We start from the raw sequence: 16,899 nt of genomic DNA on the forward strand, positions 1-16,899 counted from the left end.
CGAGGAGACACAGTATGGCACGGTGGGGATTTATTGGCCTAGGCAGCCAAGGTGGGCCTATGGCCCAACGCATGATTGAAACCGATAACGAAGTGTGGCTTTGGGCGCGTAGGGCAGAATCCTTAGCGCTATATAAAAATACCGATGCGTGCTTTGCCACGACAATTAAGCAGTTGGGCCAAGCGGTGGAGCATTGTGGCGTTTGTGTGGTGGATGACGCAGGCGTTGATGAGGTCTGTCGGCAACTGATACCAGCAATGAAACCTGGCAGTTCCATTGCCATTCATTCCACCGTAAACCCGATGCTTTGCCAGCATTTGGCAGAGCAGGCAAAAGAGCAGGGAGTTTTGCTTGTAGATGCCCCGGTGAGTGGTGGCGGTGAGGCAGCCGCAGACGGTACTTTAACGGTGATGATGGGCGGGGAACAAGCAGCGGTAGATCTCGTAACTCCGGTACTACGCTGTTTTGCGGGGCTAGTTGTGCATTTGGGCGAGGTGGGCAGTGGCCAACTTGCGAAATTAGTCAATAACAACCTGATGGCTGCAAATTTAGCACTCGCCAATCACGCATTGTCGGTGGCAGAAGCGTTAAATCTAAAGCAGGAGGCCTTTTCGAATTTGGTTAAAGTCAGTAGCGGCCGCAGTTTTGCTTTTGATGTGCGAGCACGCATGCCAAACCCTCAAGCTTTCCATCACGGTGCTCAATTACTGGCAAAGGATGTGAGGTTACTTGCCACAGCGGCGGGCGACAATGCTGATTACCAAGCGATTAAACAAACCGCCGATGCTTTTCTAGAACAAGCGCTGCAACAATAAACATTAAGAGTAAGAATACATGACATTTTCAACAGAACAATTCCGACTGGACAACAAGGTAGCGGTGGTGACTGGTGCAGGTGGACGAGGCAACAGTATTGGCGGCGCCTACGCTAAAGGTTTGGCTGCCGCCGGTGCAAAAGTAGTGGTAGCCGATTTAAATGCCGAAGGTGCGGCGGCAGTATGCGCAGAAATTAAAGCCGCCGGTGGTGAAGCCATCAGCGTGGGGGTGGACATTACCCAGCCAGAGTCGGTACAGGCTATGGCCGCAGTTGCCGAGCAAAGCTTTGGCGGAGTCGATATTCTGGTAAATAACGCTGCATTAATGGCCGAGCTTAAATCCGAGCAAGCCGTGGATTTGGATATCGACCAGTGGAATAAAATTATGGCGGTGAACGTTACCGGCGCGCTCAATTGCGTGCAGGCCTTGGTGCCATTAATGCGTAAACGTGGTGGTGGTAAAATTATTAATCAGACGTCCGGTGGCGCTTTCCCGGCCATTTCTGTGTATGGCGTGAGTAAACTGGCGTTGGTGGGTTTAACCACAACACTGGCGAGGCAACTAGGCCGGGAAAATATCAATGTGAATGCTATTGCGCCGGGCAACACCACCAGTGACGCTGGTAAATTACTGACACCAGATGACTCACCATTTATCAAGTTTTTAGAAGCCAGTGTGGCCATGCGCGTGCGCGGCGCACCGGACGAACTCGTGGGTAGTTTATTGTTGTTGTGTTCCCAAGCCGGCGATTGGATTACCGGCCAAGTGTTGCACGTCGATGGTGGTTGGGTACTGCGCCCATAAGCTCTGTGCCTATAAACCCTGTGCCCATAAACCCTGTGCCCATAAACCCCTGTGCCCATAAACATAGCTAATTGATTGCAGCGCGGGCTACGGCCAGGGGAGTGCATCCTGGCTGATAATAGCTACTCACCATGGTGGTAATGTTGCTACCGGCCAGACACAATAATGGTTTGCAATCATAAAGCTCTATATAACATGTCTAAGTCAGATCTATTCTCCCGCTACGGCCCCTGGGCCTTGGTGACCGGTGCATCCTCTGGTATTGGCGAGGCCTTTGCAAAAACCTTGGCGGGCCAAGGCTTTAACTTAATTTTGGTGGCTCGACGCCAACAAATGCTGTCTTTGCTGGCATCTCAACTGCAGTCGCAATTTGCAGTGGATGTGGAGGTAGTGGTAGCGGATTTGGGGCAAGCTGCAGGCATTGAGGTTTTGCTCAATGCCTGCGGCAATAAAGATCTGGGCCTAGTGATTTGTAATGCGGGATTCAGTATGAAAGGTGAGTACACCAGTCATTCTGCGCAAGATTTAACCGCTATGGTGGACTTAAATTGCCACGCTCCTTTGGCCATCAGCCATGCGCTTATCGATCAATTAGCCCAGCGTAATCAAGCGGGTTTGGTCTTTACCAGTTCTGTGGAGGCGTTAATCGGATGCCCATTTTCCGCTGTTTATTCGGCGTCCAAGGCGTTTGTCCGTAATCTTGGCGAGGCTTTGTGGGCAGAATACAAACCGCGGGGCGTAGACGTGCTTACCTTGTGCCCTGGCGCCACTGATACCGAGGGATTAGCAAAAAGCGGCGTTGATAAAGCAACATTGGCCAACCTAATGCCTGCGATGGAAGTGGCCGAAGCGACATTAGGCCAGCTTGGCCAGGGCCCGGTTTACATTGCCAGCCCGCATTATCAGCAACTATTTGAAAAATTAACCACTATGCCCCGGGCGGAGGCCTTAATGGCCATGGCTAATACCATGAAACCGGCCTAATAAGGGTAGCTAGCTTTTGAGGTAACAACCAATGACAAAAAAAACAATGATAGTTACCGGCGCCAGCGGCGGTATGGGTTTGGTTTGTGCCCAGGAGGCGTTAGCGCTGGGCTATGATTTAATTTTAGTGGACTTGCACGCGCAAGGTATGGAGCAGTTTGCTCAGGAAAATCGTCACCAAGCAGAGATAAACTGCTATGCGTTGGATGTCACGAGTAACCAAGCCGTTGTTGAATTCGCCGAAAATATCACTCAGCACGGTGCTATTGACGCGTTGATACACACGGTGGGGGTGTCACCTAATATGACGTCCTGGCAGCGCATTATTGACATCGATTTGATCGCAACCGCTAAATTTTTAGAGGCCGTAAGGCCCCGCTTAGCTAAGCACGCGGCTGCTGTTTGTATCTCTTCGTCCAGTGGTTATATGGTGCCAGAGAATGAAGCTATCGAAGCCATTTTGGCCGACCCAATGGCAGAAGACCTGTTTTATCAACTTGAACAATTGCCTGGAAAGCCGCTGGAAAATACTGGCCTTGCTTATTCCTACGCCAAAAAGGCTTTGCGTTTCTATGTGGCCAATGCGGCTAAAGCTTGGGGCTCTGAAACCAAGCGATTGGTTTCAATATCGCCTGGTCTAATCAACACCGACGCCGGTAAAAAAGAGTTTGAGGCCAGCGAAAATTTTGAACAAATGATTGCATCTATACCCCTTGCTCGCTTGGGCGTGCCGGATGAGATTGTACATACAGCGCTATTCTTGGTGTCGGAAAAAGCCAGTTATATCAGCGGTTGCGATATTTTGGTAGATGGCGGGATGATCGCCGGCATGGGCAAAGCCGTTTAAAACCATTCGAAGCCAAAATAGGGCGGAGTACAGCGATGAAGTTCGGCATAGAGTTACTCACTGTTTTCGATCTGGATCCCATTTCCTTTATTGAAATTGCCGCCAATCAAGGTAGTTCGACAATATCTCTAGGTTTGTCTCAATTCCCCAAGCCTGTATTTGGTTGTGAGCCATGGTCTATCAAGGAAGATCAGGCTCTTTTCCATTCCGTCCAGTCTGCGTTGCGTCAAAATGAGGTTGGTGTAGCGTTGGGTGAGGGGTTCGCCATACGAGCTGGGCAAAACATCCAGCAGCTGGATACAGACCTGGGCTTGATGGCCGAGCTGGGTGCAAGCCGTATTAATACCGTGGTGATGGGCGTAGAAGGGAAGGAGGCCGATGCGCAGTTGCTGTGGTTAGCTGAAAGGTGTGCAGGCCTGGGTATGAAGATGACACTGGAGTTTGCACCGGGTTTATCGGTTGCCACCGTGGCCCAGGCTTTGGAATGCTTGGAGCGTGTTGACCACCCTAATGCTTATCTTTTGATTGATACCATGCATTGGTTTCGTTCCGGAGGCTGCGTACAGGATATCACCCGTGTTCCAGCGGGCTTGATCGATTATGTTCAAATCAGTGATTGCCGATTAAGAAACGAAGCGAAAGGCGGCCAGCTTCGGGCTGAAAACCTGAATGGTTACATGCAGGAAGCAACCTTTGAGCGCCTGTTGCCGGGGCTGGGAGAACTGCCATTGTTGGATTTCTGCAGTGCCCTCGAGCGGGTGTCTCAAACGCCCCTGGTGTATAGCATAGAGCTGCCAAACCTTGCCCAGGCCCAGATGGCGGAGTCTGCGTCTGCATGGGTGCATCAGTGTCTCTGCGCGACACGATCGGTGTTGAACCCACCTCAGACCTCTTAAATTAACCCTTTGGCACCTCATGCCTAGTTGCACGAAATGACACCCATGCTTCACTTTGCGGTTAATCCTCTCCTAATAACTGCTGTAACCTAGCCCCGTGACCTGGGATTGAGCTTGGTCACGCTGATAGATTAGGTACTGCTTAATACTGCTGCGGCGAGCGCAGCAGTCTTTTTCCTCAATTCCATCCCTGTTGTCCGTATTTATACACATTCCTTGGTTGGCCTGGGGCGGCGACTAATTCAATATATGCTTGAGCCTGCATGCAAGATGTATGGACAATTAAGGGGGATAAAAGCGCTGCAACGGCAACTGCATTTTAAGACTAGTTTATTGCGCTTTTAGATTACCTAGACTGCTTGAGTGGGGCTTAGAGTTCCTGGGCACGGGCAGAGGGCGTTACGCTCAATTTATATAGCGTGCGTATCAGCCGACGTATAAAGCTCGAAAAAATAACAGCAATAAGGTCAATCTCGAAGTTCAACAAACAGGCAGCGCCCTGGTGTCGAAGTACGAAAACTATAACAACAGAAAAGAGAAGCACTAATGAACCAACACCACATTCCAGCCTTAGATGATTCAAAAGATGTAATTAATTCGCGTAATAGTTCGCGGTTTAGCGTTTCTAGCAAAGCTCTTCTTTTGGCCGCTATTTCCTCAGCCTTTGTTGGCACCGTACCAAGCGTGTCGGCCCAAGGCGGATTTCAAGGTCTAGAAGAGATTATCGTAACCGCTCGACGTAAAGATGAGAACTTGCAAGAGGTGCCTATTGCGGTAACCGCCATGGGTGAAGACTTTTTACGTAAGCAAAGTATTACCCAGATTGAGGATTTAGGTACAAAAGTGCCTTCGCTACGTATCACGGGTGCGGGCGCTTCACTGAATGAGCCGCTTATATCGCTGCGTGGGCAACGCCCGGCAGAGCCGGCTTTCAACCAAGACCAAGCCGTACCAATATACTTTAACGACATCGTTATCGCTCCGACTCAGGGCAGCAACCTAGGTATGTATGACTTACAGGCAGTACAGGTCTTAAAAGGTCCTCAGGGAACTCTTTTTGGGCGTAATAGTACCGGCGGTGCTTTATTGCTGACACCTAAACAACCGGGGACAGAGCTTGGTGGATACCTAGATGTCAAAGCGGGTAATTACGATCTGATTACTTTGGAAGGTGCGGTGGATATTCCCGTGAGCGATAGTTTCCAAATGCGAATTGCAGGCCGCGTGGCTAACCGCGAGGGTTATCAAGAGAACGTTGCCGATAATGCTCTAAAAGGTGATACCTATGGCGACGAAGATTCTCAGGGCGTACGTTTTACCGGCTTCTACGATGGAGATATCGTTACTAATAGCACTGTTGTCGCCTTTGACCAAAACGATGTTTCAGCCATGGTATTGGTGCCAGGGCCATTCAATACAAGCGTGGGCTTAGGTTTCGCTGCGGGTCTGGGCTTTCTCCCAGACTATGCCGCCGGTGTGGCGCGTCAATTAGAGCGTGACGATCCATGGAAAGTTGAAACCGACGTGGCCAGCAAAGACAGTGTTGAAAATACGTTTTTCTCAAATACCACTGAGATCAGTTTGGACAATGGCCTAACCATTAAAAACATTTTTGGCTATCGCGAAGTTGAGTTCGAAACCGCGACAGACGTCGATGGTACTAGCTTCTTTGGCTGGGGTACGTTTACCTCTGGTGCTCCCGGTGTTACTACCGATACTCGTCCTAGCACCATTGATTCAGAATTTATCAGTAATGAATTGCAGTTACTGGGTGTCGCGATGGATGGCAACCTGGATTGGATTTTAGGCTTTTATTGGTCAGAAACTGACGCTACCCAGGATTATCTCGTTCAGCAAGCGCCTGGCAGTTACGATACCGGTATTAGTAATGGAATTAACACATCTACGGGCATTTTTGGCGAGGGTACTTATTCCTTCAGCGATCAACTGTCCTTAACTGTCGGTCTACGTCAGAGTAACGATGAGCGTGAAATCACTGTGAGTAAGTGGACCGATCTAGAGCGTACTGCCTGTCGTGTGACGGGCCCTGATGGCGCGGCATTGGATGATTGTGCCAGAACGGTCGACGAAAAATTTGATGAACCCACTTGGCGTGTAGCATTGAGCTATCTGCCCAGTGACTTCGCCATGGTTTACGGTAGCGCTTCAACCGGTTACCGTGCAGGTGGTTTTAACACTCGCGGTACCGATGATTTAACCCTGCAACCGTTCAACCAGGAAACAGTAACAACCTACGAGTTGGGTAGTAAGCTGGAATGGAACCTAGGCGGGACTTCAATTCGTACTAATCTGGCGCTTTACTGGCAGGATTACGAAGATATTCACCACACGCGTTCTTTCTTCGTTGACGATATTTTGGTAACTCGAACTGAAAACGCAGCTGCGGCGGATATTTCGGGTTTTGAAGCTGATATAACCGTTGCACCAACAGATTCCTTGGTATTGAACTTGGCATATTCTTTTGTAGACGCCGAGTACCAGGAGAAATCAGATCTGATTGGCGGAGTAGAGGTAGATACTTCGGGTAATGAATTCCCCTATATTCCAGAACAATCTTTAACCGCTTCTGTTAACTACAGCTTACCGGTTAGCGAAGATGTGGGTACTGTGGATTTGTCATTAAGCTATTATTGGCAGGACGAAATGGCCTCGCATCCACTTATTGATCAGTTTTCAATTATGCCAGGGCGTGTAACACCGACTTGGACCGAGCAAGACATCGCCTCAGCCACAGAATACTCTGAGTTAGACGCCTACAGTGTATGGAATGCTCGTGTGGATTGGCGCAACGTTTTGGGTTCCAATATTGACTTCGCAGCATTCGTGAATAATGCAACCGATGAAGAATATATCTTGGGTGGTTTGAACGTGTTGGATAGTGGTGGCTATGCGTCAGCCAGTTTCGGCGCCCCACGCACGTTTGGTGCCAGCGTTCGTTTTGGTTTCTAAACGCTACTAATTGAAGCTGAAAAATTTGTGGTCGCTTTGCTTCACGCTAAAGCGGCCATTTTATTTGTATGAAAACATTAGACAGCGGAACACTTTTAAGAAACATTACCACGACTATTGATCAAAAATTAATATATTGTCCAATTGTATCCCGCTTTTTTACAAAGACGTATAGATTTTGAGACGAAATATCTAAGCGTGGCGGCTCAATAGCAACGTCCTAGATTGCTAACGCGAACCGTGTTTTAATCTGCCAACAAGGTCGACTCAGGAAAACGATAATTTTAGAGTGGTTGGCAGATGTTCTTTAGTTTAGAAACGCCCTTAATGTCAGTGCCTGGTAGCAATCAGCTGCGCGCCTCGAATCTTGCTCACTACCCCGAGCTTATTGCTCGCTTAGGTGGTGATTCTCGGCATATTCTTGACCATCACGGTATTTCTCCGGACAACATTGGCGAAGACGATGAGTTTTTAGATTGTAAGACCTTTGTGGATTTATTGGAGTACTCGGCCACCAGCCTTAAGCAACCATTATTAGGTTTACAGCTTGCTCGGCTCCACAGGGAGCACGCCTATGGCCTGGTGGCGCACTTATGTCGCTCCGCACCAAGCGTAGAGCAAGCGCTAACATCCTTCGTCAATTTTTTACCAATGATGCATTCACCGGAGAGCGACCTAAGGGTGGTGAGTGGCAAAGAAGTCACAGAACTTCGCTGGTGTGAAAAAACCAGCTACGGCGATAACCTCCAGGCCAATCTGCAAGGCCTTTACTTTAATCTTTCTCTAATATCTTCGCTAGTTGGCGACGAATTTTCGCCTAACTATTTGGCCATTCCTCGTTTGTTCAGTGCCGATGATCAAACTGTGCTTGAGGCAGAGTTAAAATGTCCGGTGCGGCTCAGCCAAGGACAGTCCAGTATCGCGTTTAGTTCCGGCTTACTTCAGCAAAAACCCATAGGCGCGAATAGGGCCATGCATTCGCTAATCAAAGCTTATTTAGAATCGCTAAAGAGTCAGCACTCTAGCAATGTGTTAACGCGCGTAAGCCAGTACATACAATCGTCAGCGTCTATGTCTGAATTATCGTTGGAATCGTGCGCCGATTCCCTTGGTATATCCACCCGAGGCCTGCAATTAAAATTGAAACAAGATGATGTTAAGTTCTCTCAGTTGTTACAAACCGAACGCTTCAAAAGGGCCAAGCTGATGCTAAAAGATGCTCAAATTGCCATAGCCGAAGTGGCCGATCAGCTTGGCTATTCAGAGCACACCAGTTTTGATCGAGCCTTTAAACGTTGGGCCGGCACCACGCCCCAGCGCTACCGAGCAATTCATGCCGTTAAAAATAAATCGGCTAATTAACATCTATTGCTACAAGCCTAGCGTTAATTGGCTAACTCACTCTGTATTCTTCGGTTAGCATCGCAGCCACGAAAAACATAATGCTTGGGATGGTAGAAATGCAAAGGCTAAAAGGAAAAGTTGCAGTGGTTACCGGTGCCAGCCGAGGCATGGGCAAAGGTATTGCGTTGGCGTTGGCTGAGCAGGGCGCTACAATTTATGTCACTGGTCGAACCGTATGCGAAGGTGATCACGCTTTGCCTGGCACCGTGAGTGAAACGGCGCGCTTGATCAATGAGCGAGGAGGTAAGGGTATAGCTGTTCCCGTCGATCACAATAACGACGAGGCGGTGGCCGATTTATTCTCGCAAATTGATCGTGAGCAAGGTCGACTGGATCTGCTAGTTAATAATGCTATTGCCATACCCAAAGAGCTAACGCAATCGGGGGCGTTTTGGCATAAGCCCATTACCAACTGGGAAATGATCGACGTTGGCCTTCGCTCTAATTTTGTTGCCTCTTGGCATGCAGCGCAGCGGATGACTGAGCAAAAGTCCGGGTTAATTGTTTCGATTTCCGGTTATGTAGGGGTGACCTATACCTACAATGTTATTTTTGGTACCTGTAAAAGTGCCACCGACCGCATGGCCAGAGACATGGCCATAGAGCTTCTTCCATACCAAGTGGCTTCGGTGTCTCTGTGGCAGGGCTTTACCTATACGGAGCGCGCGCAATCCAATTTAGAGTCTGTACCGGGTATGGCATCGCAACTTAATAGTTTTGCCGGCTCGTCGGTTGAATTTCCAGGCCGTGTTATTGCTGCCATGTTATTGGATGACGATTTAATGTCATTAAGCGGCGCAAGCCTCATCAGTGCAGAGCTGGCTAAGCGCTACGGAATATCAGATATTGATGGCAAAACGGTGCCATCACTTAGGTCAGAGCGCGGCTCCCCAATTTGGGGGCCGGTGAAGCAAGAACCCGCCGCAGCAGGTACTCAGGGGGAAAATCGATGAAAGAAGTGCAATCCGAATCAAGTCAAGAATTTAAAGACAGCTGGCTTACGCTGGATCACGGAGTTCGTAGCGGCCGTTATACCGACCCGGAATTTACGGCGTTAGAACACGAAAAAATGTGGCGTAACGCTTGGCAGTCAGCAGCACGTTTAGATGAAATACCTAATGTAGGCGACTACACCGTTTACGAAATCGGCCATGAATCTGCCCTGGTTGTCCGAGTAGATGACGAAACTATCAAGGCCTATCATAATTTTTGCCCCCACCGGGGAACGGCATTAGGAGAGGGTACTGGTAACTTCGAAAAAAGCCGAATTATTTGTCCGTTCCATGGTTGGCGTTGGGATACCGCAGGTAGCTGCCAGTTTATTATGGAGCAAAACCAGTTTCGTGACGGACAACTTGCTAAGAGCGATGCCAATTTAAAAGAAATTCACCATCAGGTGTTTGCCGGGTTCATTTTTGTTAACTTCAGCCGTACCCCAGAGCCTTTCGAGGTCTTTATTGCTCCGGTAAAACAGTTAATCGAAGATTTGGCTATCGAACATATGCGCCCCATCTGGTGGAAGCGTGTGGTGGCGCCGGCTAATTGGAAAGTCGCTCTAGAAGCCTTCTTAGAAGGTTATCACGTGCCGGCCACCCACCCCCAGCTTGAAAAACCCGGAGCGGATTTTCTATATGGCGATGACGTAAGTGGCAGCCAACATTTTGCCCACCACGATCACCTCTACGAAGCTTTTGACAATGGCCACGGTCGTTTCTTGGGCGGTGAAAAAACCCCAATGGCAGGTCATACAACTAATCCAGAAAGCGCTATTGATGCCATGGCCGACCGGCTTAACCTACTGGTTGAAGGCATGGATGCTATGATTTTGAAAGAAGACGTCGCCTTGGTGCGCTCTTTTAAGGATAAAGAAATACCTGAGGATTCATCTATCGGTAAGGAATACGTAAAGGGACTCTATGCCAACGCCGCCGTTGAGGGCCGGCCAATGCCTAAGTTGGAGAAATCTGTTTTAGACCAATGGGGTGGCGAAGTGTTTGTTTATCCCAACTTGCTTATTCTGCCCCAGGCGGGCAACTGCATGATGTATCGCATACGGCCCAACGGGTTTGACCCAGATTCGTGTATCTTTGAAATCTACTCCACCAAAACCTACGGTGAAAACGCCGAGGTGCCCAAGGCCGTGGTAAAAGAAATGGACGACGTAACTGATCCCGAGCAATTTCTTCAAATTCCCCGGCAGGATTTTGGCAATATCCCCCGTATGCAAAAAGGCTTGCACACCAGCGGCTGTAAGCAGATATGGTTCGCCAACTACTATGAGAAGATCCTGCTCAATTTTCATCAGCAGTTGGACCGCGATCTCCAGCGATAGCTTCGGCCTTACAGAGTTTTAAAGCGGTACAGTATTCGGTTGGATTAGGTTTGCCCGGGTTCCAGTATCGTGCCAGGGAAGGCCGGTTTATTAGGGCTATCGGGGAAGTGCTGCGGTTCCAGGCAAAAGGCGGTTCGTTGGTTATGAGGTAGGCCTTTGCCGCTTGTGCTTCCGTCCAAAAAGTTACCCGAGTAGAATTGCATGCCTGGTGACGTGGTGAAAACTTCTAGTATCCTGCCGCTACCTGGTTCAACAACTTTAGCCGCCGGCTTTAATGTGCCGGTGTTCTCTAAATTAATAATCCAGGTGTGATCGTAACCCTGGCCGTATTGCAGCTGCTTGTCGTTATGCTCTATATCCTGGCCAATGATTTTGCCTTTGGTAAAGTCAAATGGCGTCCTGGCTACCGGTTGTAGTTCGCCAGTAGGAATTAGGTCCTTGTCCACGGGAGTAATATAATTCGCTGGAATTTCCATCATGTGATTCATCACACTGCCATTAATGGCAAGGTTGAAGTAGCTGTGATGGGTTAGGTTTATTACCGTGGATTTATTGGTTTTTGCGGAAATCTGAATATCCAGTTCGTTGTCGTCTTTCAGTTCGTAGATTATTTTTGTAGTGAGCTCTCCAGGGTAACCCTGATCGCCATCGGGGCTAACTAAAGACAGCGTTGCACCTACACTGCTCTCTTTTGCGAAAGGTACAACGTGCCAAAGCTGTTTATCAAATCCTTTTGTACCCCCGCGTATGTGGTTGCCGCGTTCGTTTAAAGTCAGCTAGGGCCTGTTGACACTAATTTGGTACCACTGCTGGAGGTCAGCTTCCCGTTCAACTAGGCGCCAAGCGTGAAATGTAGTGGGCCTACATGAGCGATTGGCAACAACGTTGAGCGGGAAGCTGGCTCCAGCCCTACGGGTTGAGCCAGGAAATAGCCCACTCGTTGTTGCTCACCGCTTATTTGGGCCCACCAAACTTCGCGGTTCGCGCCTAGATTGGACTATTTCCTGTCTCAACAGAGGCTCCGAATTAGTGTCAACAGGCCCTAGTATGCTTGGCTGCCAAGTTGAAATTTGCCGTCGCGGATACGGTTGCCATAGCGACCGATAATGGCACCCATGTACGGGCTTTTCTCTAAGTAATCTTGTGGCGTATCCACACCGAGCACTATATCGCCCAACACACTGTTAGCGTCGGGTTTAGTACCTTGGTTATGATGCCACCTAAATTGATAAACTCGACCTGCAAGCCCCATTTGTTCTGGAGTGTGGTATTGGTAACTACTGCACCGTTCGCTAGGGGTCCCCCAGTGCTTTTGGGAATACCGAGATTGGTATTGAAGTCCATCGCTCATTAGAGTCCACCAAAGCGAGGCAGGCTATTACACTGAATGGTCACAGCGATGTGTAGGCCTGCATTATTGTTCGTCATACGTTAATATTTCCGTGTACCGACATCAAGATTAGACCATTCCCATGACCTTGAGCGACTCATCCTTGGCAGAAATTTACGATCACCGCGCGTGCACCTTAGGCGAGGGGGCTTTTTGGCACCCGTTGCGTCAGCAGTATTTTTGGTTTGATATTATTGGCAAGCGTTTGCTGTCGGTATCCGACGGTGAACAGCTGCAATGGCAGTTTAATGAGCATGTTTCCGCCGCCGGCTGGATAGATCACAGTAATCTGCTTATTGCCAGCGAGTCTGGGTTGTATCATTTTAACCTTGAACAAGGTAGCAAGGAATTGTTAGTTCCCCTGGAGGCAGATAAACCAGCCAACCGTTCCAACGACGGCCGTGCGGACCCTCAGGGTGGGTTTTGGATTGGTACTATGGGTAAGCGCGCGGAATACGAGCAGGGGGCGCTGTATCGCTTTTATCGAGGCGAACTACGCACTCTTCGCACTGGCTTAACCATCCCCAATGCTATTTGCTTTGCACCTGGCGGCGAGTTTGCTTATTACGCCGATACCGTTGCCGGATTCCTATGGCGGCAGGCGTTGGATAAAAACAGCGGCTGGCCGGTGGGTGATGCGCAGCTATTGATTGATTTTAAGGCCCAGGGCCAGAATCCCGATGGCGCGTTAACCGATGCCCAAGGTAATATCTGGAATGCCCAATGGGGTGCTGGGCAAGTCGCTTGCTATAGCCCCCAGGGTGAGTTTTTGGTGGCCATAGCCACACCCTCTAGCCAAGTGACCTGCCCGGCGTTTGGTGGGCCAGACTACACCGATTTACTGATTACCTCGGCCACAGAAAATATGACCGCTGATCAATTAAAGGCCGAGCCCACTGCGGGTAAAACATTGATTGCAAAAGCCTGTGGCCAGGGCAAGGCGGAGCCGCAGGTTTTGCTGTAACGCTTTCGATTTACTGCTTGCTTTCCGCCTATTCCGCGCCTATTTTCCGCCCAACTGTTGCCATCGGTTGGGTGTCATCCACACGTATTCAATGTAGTGGCCTAAAAAGTCTCTGGCATCTAAGTAAACGTATTTTAACTCATCGCTGTGGCCTTCCAGCACCACCGGGTAGACGCTCTCGATCACGCTTTGGCGAAAGCTGTCCCAGTCGTCTACGCGCACACAGTGGTGATGAAATCTCAACGAGTCATCGCTGGGGAGTTGTTCTTTATACACATCCACTAAGCCCGACACCGGCTGAATAATTTCGTACTGCAGATTGTTAATCCAAACAAACGCCAATTTGTTCTTGGCTTTACCGCTCCCCCTTGGCGTGGTTACCTCAACCTCTACCTCAAAGCTTATGCAATCCTGGGCGGCGCCATGTTGGTGGAATTGCTCCAGTGCTTTATCCATATTGCGAGTGATGTAGGCATTTTGAAAATGGTTACCGGTAAGCTTGGATGCGGTATTCCTTGAGGTATTGTTATGTTGTTATTAACCCTGGGCTGCCTGTGATGCTAAACCTGACGGCGCGATTAATATAAGAAGGCAGTGTTGCAAGACGATGGGTGTTTAGATGTATCAAACGGCGCCGGTTTTGATGCCTGCTTAGTGAAAAACAACGGACCAAAATAAGACTAACGGAATATAAAAGACACCGACAGAAGCATCGGTGTCTTAATGTGGTCAGAATTTCTCTGCTAAGAAAAACGAGTGTTAAGGCACCGGTGGCTGGCGCTATAGCGCCGCCGTTTGCACGGGCTCGTTGGTGTTATTGGCCACATTCACAAAAGGGCTCACTTGGCGGAAATACTCTAGTGATTTGGTCACCCGTTGTTCCGGGGTAAAATTTTGGGGTGCTCCATCGACATACTTAAGCCTGGGGAGCAAGCCCTGGCCATTGGCCACCTGAATAGCCAAGCCGGGGCGGGCGTTAAGCTCCAACAGCATGGGGCCGCGGTGTCTGTCTAAAACGATATCTACACCAAGGTAACCCAACTTGCTTACCTCGTAGCCTTGGGCGGCCAGCAATAGTAATTCTTCCCAATGGGGCACATTTAATTGCGAAAGAACGGCTTTGGTATCGGGGTGATGGGTAACCGGACGACCCTTTTGCACGGCGCGTAGGGCACGCCCTGTGGCCATATCAATGCCCACGCCCACAGCCCCCTGGTGCAAGTTGGCTTTGCCGTCGGAGCTGCTTGTAGACAGCCGAGTCATGGCCATCACAGGGTAGCCTTTGTAAACAATCACGCGGATGTCTGGAACACCCTCAAAGGTAAACTGTTCAAATTCATCGGTGAAATGAATTAGGTCTTCAATAAGGGCGGCATCGGGCTTGCCGCCGAGACTGTGCAGGCCGCTGAGGGTATTGGATACGTGGCGGCATAGCTCCTCGTGGGTAATGGCCTTGCCGTTGGGTTTTACGTAATCTTCGCCTCTACGGCCAACAATGACCAAAATACCTTTGCCACCACTGCCCTGGGCCGGCTTGATCACAAATTGTTCTTTATCTGCCAAGAATTCTTTGAGTTCAGCGATGTGGCCCTGCAGTCGGCATACCGCCAATAATTTGGGCACGGCAATACCGTGTTCGGTACACAGGCGTTTGGAAAAGTATTTGTTATCCACATTTGGGAACAAAAACCGTGGATTGTGCCTGGCAATCAACTGTACGTTGCGGTGGTTCATGCCGATGATGCCTTTTTGGGCCAACCAGTAAGGCGAGGCCAGGCGAAACCGTTTAAACCAACTCATTGATCGTGGCGCTCCATGGGTTCAAATCGCCAGAGGTCGGAAAGGCGATAGCCGGAGTAACTGCCAATGGCAATAATTATGGCCAACAGCACCAACAGAAGCTCTGGGTAGAGGAAGATGGTATCGCTGACAAAGCCGTTGCTCATAAGCAGATAGGCCAAGCTGGCGGTGAGCAAGCTACCGGCAGATTCGATCATTACCTCACGGGGGCCGTCTTCATCCCACAGAATAGACATACGTTCTATCGTCCAAGACAGAATAATCATAGGGAAGAAGGTTACTTTTAGCCCTTCATGCCAGCCCAGTTTGGTACTCAGAATACCAATGGCGGCGTAAATAATGATCACAAACACCAGCACCGAGGCGATCCTGGGCACCAATAGCAGGTTCAAGTGGCTTAGGTAGGAGCGCAGCACCAAGCCAACACCAACCACAACCACAAACAGCGCTAAGCCGGTGAACAATGAGGTTTGCAAAAAGGTGAGGGCAATCAATACCGGCATAAAGGTACCGGAGGTCCGAATACCAACCAGGTTGCGCAAGATCACCACAATTAAGGCCCCCAGAGGGATAACCAGGAGTAACTTAAAGGCATTTTGTTCTGATAGGGGCAAGCTGTAAATGGAGAAGTCCACCAGTGCTGCGCCTTCGCGGCTGGCTACGTCAACCGCGGTGCTGAACGCGGCTTGTTGGGTTTTGGTGGCGGCGAAGGTGACACGGGAGTTGACCCCGCCGAAGACCTCCAGCAAAGGCTCATTACTGCGCTGTAGCACCGCCACTTCGCTCCAGCGAACCTGGGCAATCTCTCGGTTATCCAATAAAAACCGACGGCCGCTGATGTCTACCTCTAACAGGTGGGTAATGTTTTGGGTGCGGGCTTCGTCGTCCATAAAGACGGCGCCAACCGGTTCTACCTTAAAGTTAGCCAGGGTCAAAATTTGGCCGATGCGCTGGTTGCGCTTCTCGGGCGAGCTGTATCCACGCAACAGCTCGTCGACTCTGCCGTCGGATGGCGAATTCAGCCGTCGCATCAACTGCAGGGCACCCTCAAGGCCATCGGCCAGGGGCTTCTCGTTGATCAATGCTTCAGCGGATTGTCTTAATACATCGCTAAAATTGGGTTTTATGGGCTTGAGTTCAGCCTGTTGGGGCGCGTCCACTGGATCGGGTTGGTGGCTGAGCGAGCGGAAGTACAGGATTTGTGGCCCAGACAGTTGCTCGCCGTGCCAGTGGGCTAGGCGCACACCGTTGTCTTCAATAATGTCGAAATTGTAGTCTACGGCGACGCTATCCAGGGCAAACACGCGGCTGCGGGGGTTGCTGTCAGGTAGGTTTAAGCGAACGTCTACTTCGGCCTCTGGGTCGGCTTCAAAAACAATTCGGGCCTCCAACTGCCATACTGATTCTTGTTCAGAGGCTAGTAGTGGGAATCCTAAGACGAGATGTTTGTAGATTGCGGCGCTGAAGCCAAGTACTAGTAAAACGGCAATCAGCAATTGCACTTGCTTTGCGGACGACACTCAGTATTTCCCCCGGTCTTTCCCTATCCTTGAATGGCTCATCAGGCTGGTGAGCCTAGCCCGAGACGAATGAGACCTGTCTCGGGGTAAGGTTATATTGTTGTAATACGATGAAAAGGGCCGAAGTCGGCCCTTTGATTATGTCTGGAGTTTACGCCAGCTGGTAGGGCTT

General features: G+C 49.9%; 15 protein-coding genes. 10 read left to right on the forward strand and 5 right to left on the reverse strand.

Annotation, left to right across the window (positions count from 1 at the left end; genetic code table 11):
- Positions 1-14: 14 nt before the first annotated feature.
- The 9 genes from ACGHM3_RS10180 to ACGHM3_RS10220 all read left to right on the forward strand — a co-directional run bounded on the left by ACGHM3_RS10180 (position 15) and on the right by ACGHM3_RS10220 (position 11,053).
- A complete protein-coding gene (locus tag ACGHM3_RS10180; protein WP_345416914.1) occupies positions 15-815 on the forward strand; it encodes an NAD(P)-dependent oxidoreductase in 801 nt (266 codons plus the stop codon).
- Positions 816-834: 19 nt separating this feature from the next.
- Positions 835-1,620, forward strand: coding sequence for an SDR family oxidoreductase (locus tag ACGHM3_RS10185; protein WP_345416911.1), 786 nt, complete (start codon positions 835-837; stop codon positions 1,618-1,620).
- 195 nt (positions 1,621-1,815) lie between these two features.
- Entirely contained in the window at positions 1,816-2,604 is a 789-nt protein-coding gene (locus tag ACGHM3_RS10190; protein WP_345416908.1) for an SDR family NAD(P)-dependent oxidoreductase, read from the forward strand.
- A 31-nt stretch (positions 2,605-2,635) separates the two neighbouring features.
- Entirely contained in the window at positions 2,636-3,451 is an 816-nt protein-coding gene (locus ACGHM3_RS10195; RefSeq protein WP_345416905.1) for an SDR family oxidoreductase, read from the forward strand.
- 35 nt (positions 3,452-3,486) lie between these two features.
- Positions 3,487-4,347, forward strand: coding sequence for a TIM barrel protein (locus ACGHM3_RS10200; RefSeq protein ID WP_345416902.1), 861 nt, complete (start codon positions 3,487-3,489; stop codon positions 4,345-4,347).
- Between the two features lie 546 nt (positions 4,348-4,893).
- A complete protein-coding gene (locus tag ACGHM3_RS10205) occupies positions 4,894-7,317 on the forward strand; it encodes a TonB-dependent receptor domain-containing protein (protein WP_345416899.1) in 2,424 nt (807 codons plus the stop codon).
- Positions 7,318-7,644: 327 nt separating this feature from the next.
- Positions 7,645-8,679 (forward strand): AraC family transcriptional regulator ligand-binding domain-containing protein, encoded by a 1,035-nt coding sequence (locus ACGHM3_RS10210; RefSeq protein ID WP_345416896.1) that lies wholly within the window; start codon positions 7,645-7,647, stop codon positions 8,677-8,679.
- Between the two features lie 98 nt (positions 8,680-8,777).
- Entirely contained in the window at positions 8,778-9,674 is an 897-nt protein-coding gene (locus ACGHM3_RS10215; protein ID WP_345416893.1) for an SDR family NAD(P)-dependent oxidoreductase, read from the forward strand.
- The gene (locus ACGHM3_RS10220) at positions 9,671-11,053 is read left to right on the forward strand and encodes an SRPBCC family protein (protein ID WP_345416890.1); all 1,383 of its coding nucleotides are present in this window, start codon (positions 9,671-9,673) and stop codon (positions 11,051-11,053) included. The genes ACGHM3_RS10215 and ACGHM3_RS10220 overlap by 4 nt, the downstream gene beginning before the upstream one ends.
- A 44-nt stretch (positions 11,054-11,097) precedes the next feature.
- Here the strand turns inward: ACGHM3_RS10220 and ACGHM3_RS10225 are convergent, their stop codons facing one another.
- Together ACGHM3_RS10225 and ACGHM3_RS10230 are read right to left on the reverse strand one after the other, a co-directional pair.
- Positions 11,098-11,829, reverse strand: coding sequence for an aldose epimerase family protein (locus ACGHM3_RS10225; protein WP_345416992.1), 732 nt, complete (start codon positions 11,827-11,829; stop codon positions 11,098-11,100).
- Positions 11,830-12,095: 266 nt separating this feature from the next.
- Complete coding sequence (locus tag ACGHM3_RS10230) at positions 12,096-12,404, reverse strand: hypothetical protein (RefSeq protein ID WP_345416887.1); 309 nt, start codon at positions 12,402-12,404, stop codon at positions 12,096-12,098.
- Positions 12,405-12,525: 121 nt separating this feature from the next.
- On the opposite strand from ACGHM3_RS10230, the gene ACGHM3_RS10235 reads away from it, so the two are divergent.
- Entirely contained in the window at positions 12,526-13,407 is an 882-nt protein-coding gene (locus ACGHM3_RS10235) for an SMP-30/gluconolactonase/LRE family protein (RefSeq protein ID WP_345416884.1), read from the forward strand.
- Positions 13,408-13,446: 39 nt separating this feature from the next.
- Here the strand turns inward: ACGHM3_RS10235 and ACGHM3_RS10240 are convergent, their stop codons facing one another.
- From ACGHM3_RS10240 to ACGHM3_RS10250, 3 genes are all read right to left on the reverse strand, one after another.
- Entirely contained in the window at positions 13,447-13,863 is a 417-nt protein-coding gene (locus tag ACGHM3_RS10240) for a hypothetical protein (protein ID WP_345416881.1), read from the reverse strand.
- Positions 13,864-14,187: 324 nt separating this feature from the next.
- The gene (locus tag ACGHM3_RS10245) at positions 14,188-15,207 is read right to left on the reverse strand and encodes an alpha-L-glutamate ligase-like protein (protein WP_345416878.1); all 1,020 of its coding nucleotides are present in this window, start codon (positions 15,205-15,207) and stop codon (positions 14,188-14,190) included.
- On the reverse strand, positions 15,204-16,727 hold the full coding sequence (locus ACGHM3_RS10250; RefSeq protein WP_345416875.1) for a UUP1 family membrane protein: 1,524 nt from the start codon (positions 16,725-16,727) through the stop codon (positions 15,204-15,206). The genes ACGHM3_RS10245 and ACGHM3_RS10250 overlap by 4 nt, the downstream gene beginning before the upstream one ends.
- Positions 16,728-16,899 lie beyond the last annotated feature (172 nt).

Source organism: Halioxenophilus aromaticivorans (assembly GCF_042850945.1).
Classification (GTDB): Bacteria; Pseudomonadota; Gammaproteobacteria; order Pseudomonadales; family Cellvibrionaceae; genus Halioxenophilus; species Halioxenophilus aromaticivorans.

Bases quoted from the DNA above. Each gene is read 5' to 3' on its own strand.
- ACGHM3_RS10180 (WP_345416914.1), top strand. From the start codon at position 15: ATGGCACGGTGGGGATTTATTGGCCTAGGCAGCCAAGGTGGGCCTATG.
- ACGHM3_RS10185 (WP_345416911.1), top strand. From the start codon at position 835: ATGACATTTTCAACAGAACAATTCCGACTGGACAACAAGGTAGCGGTG.
- ACGHM3_RS10190 (WP_345416908.1), top strand. From the start codon at position 1,816: ATGTCTAAGTCAGATCTATTCTCCCGCTACGGCCCCTGGGCCTTGGTG.
- ACGHM3_RS10195 (WP_345416905.1), top strand. From the start codon at position 2,636: ATGACAAAAAAAACAATGATAGTTACCGGCGCCAGCGGCGGTATGGGT.
- ACGHM3_RS10200 (WP_345416902.1), top strand. From the start codon at position 3,487: ATGAAGTTCGGCATAGAGTTACTCACTGTTTTCGATCTGGATCCCATT.
- ACGHM3_RS10205 (WP_345416899.1), top strand. From the start codon at position 4,894: ATGAACCAACACCACATTCCAGCCTTAGATGATTCAAAAGATGTAATT.
- ACGHM3_RS10210 (WP_345416896.1), top strand. From the start codon at position 7,645: ATGTCAGTGCCTGGTAGCAATCAGCTGCGCGCCTCGAATCTTGCTCAC.
- ACGHM3_RS10215 (WP_345416893.1), top strand. From the start codon at position 8,778: ATGCAAAGGCTAAAAGGAAAAGTTGCAGTGGTTACCGGTGCCAGCCGA.
- ACGHM3_RS10220 (WP_345416890.1), top strand. From the start codon at position 9,671: ATGAAAGAAGTGCAATCCGAATCAAGTCAAGAATTTAAAGACAGCTGG.
- ACGHM3_RS10230 (WP_345416887.1), bottom strand. From the start codon at position 12,404: ATGAGCGATGGACTTCAATACCAATCTCGGTATTCCCAAAAGCACTGG.
- ACGHM3_RS10235 (WP_345416884.1), top strand. From the start codon at position 12,526: ATGACCTTGAGCGACTCATCCTTGGCAGAAATTTACGATCACCGCGCG.
- ACGHM3_RS10240 (WP_345416881.1), bottom strand. From the start codon at position 13,863: ATGGATAAAGCACTGGAGCAATTCCACCAACATGGCGCCGCCCAGGAT.
- ACGHM3_RS10245 (WP_345416878.1), bottom strand. From the start codon at position 15,207: ATGAGTTGGTTTAAACGGTTTCGCCTGGCCTCGCCTTACTGGTTGGCC.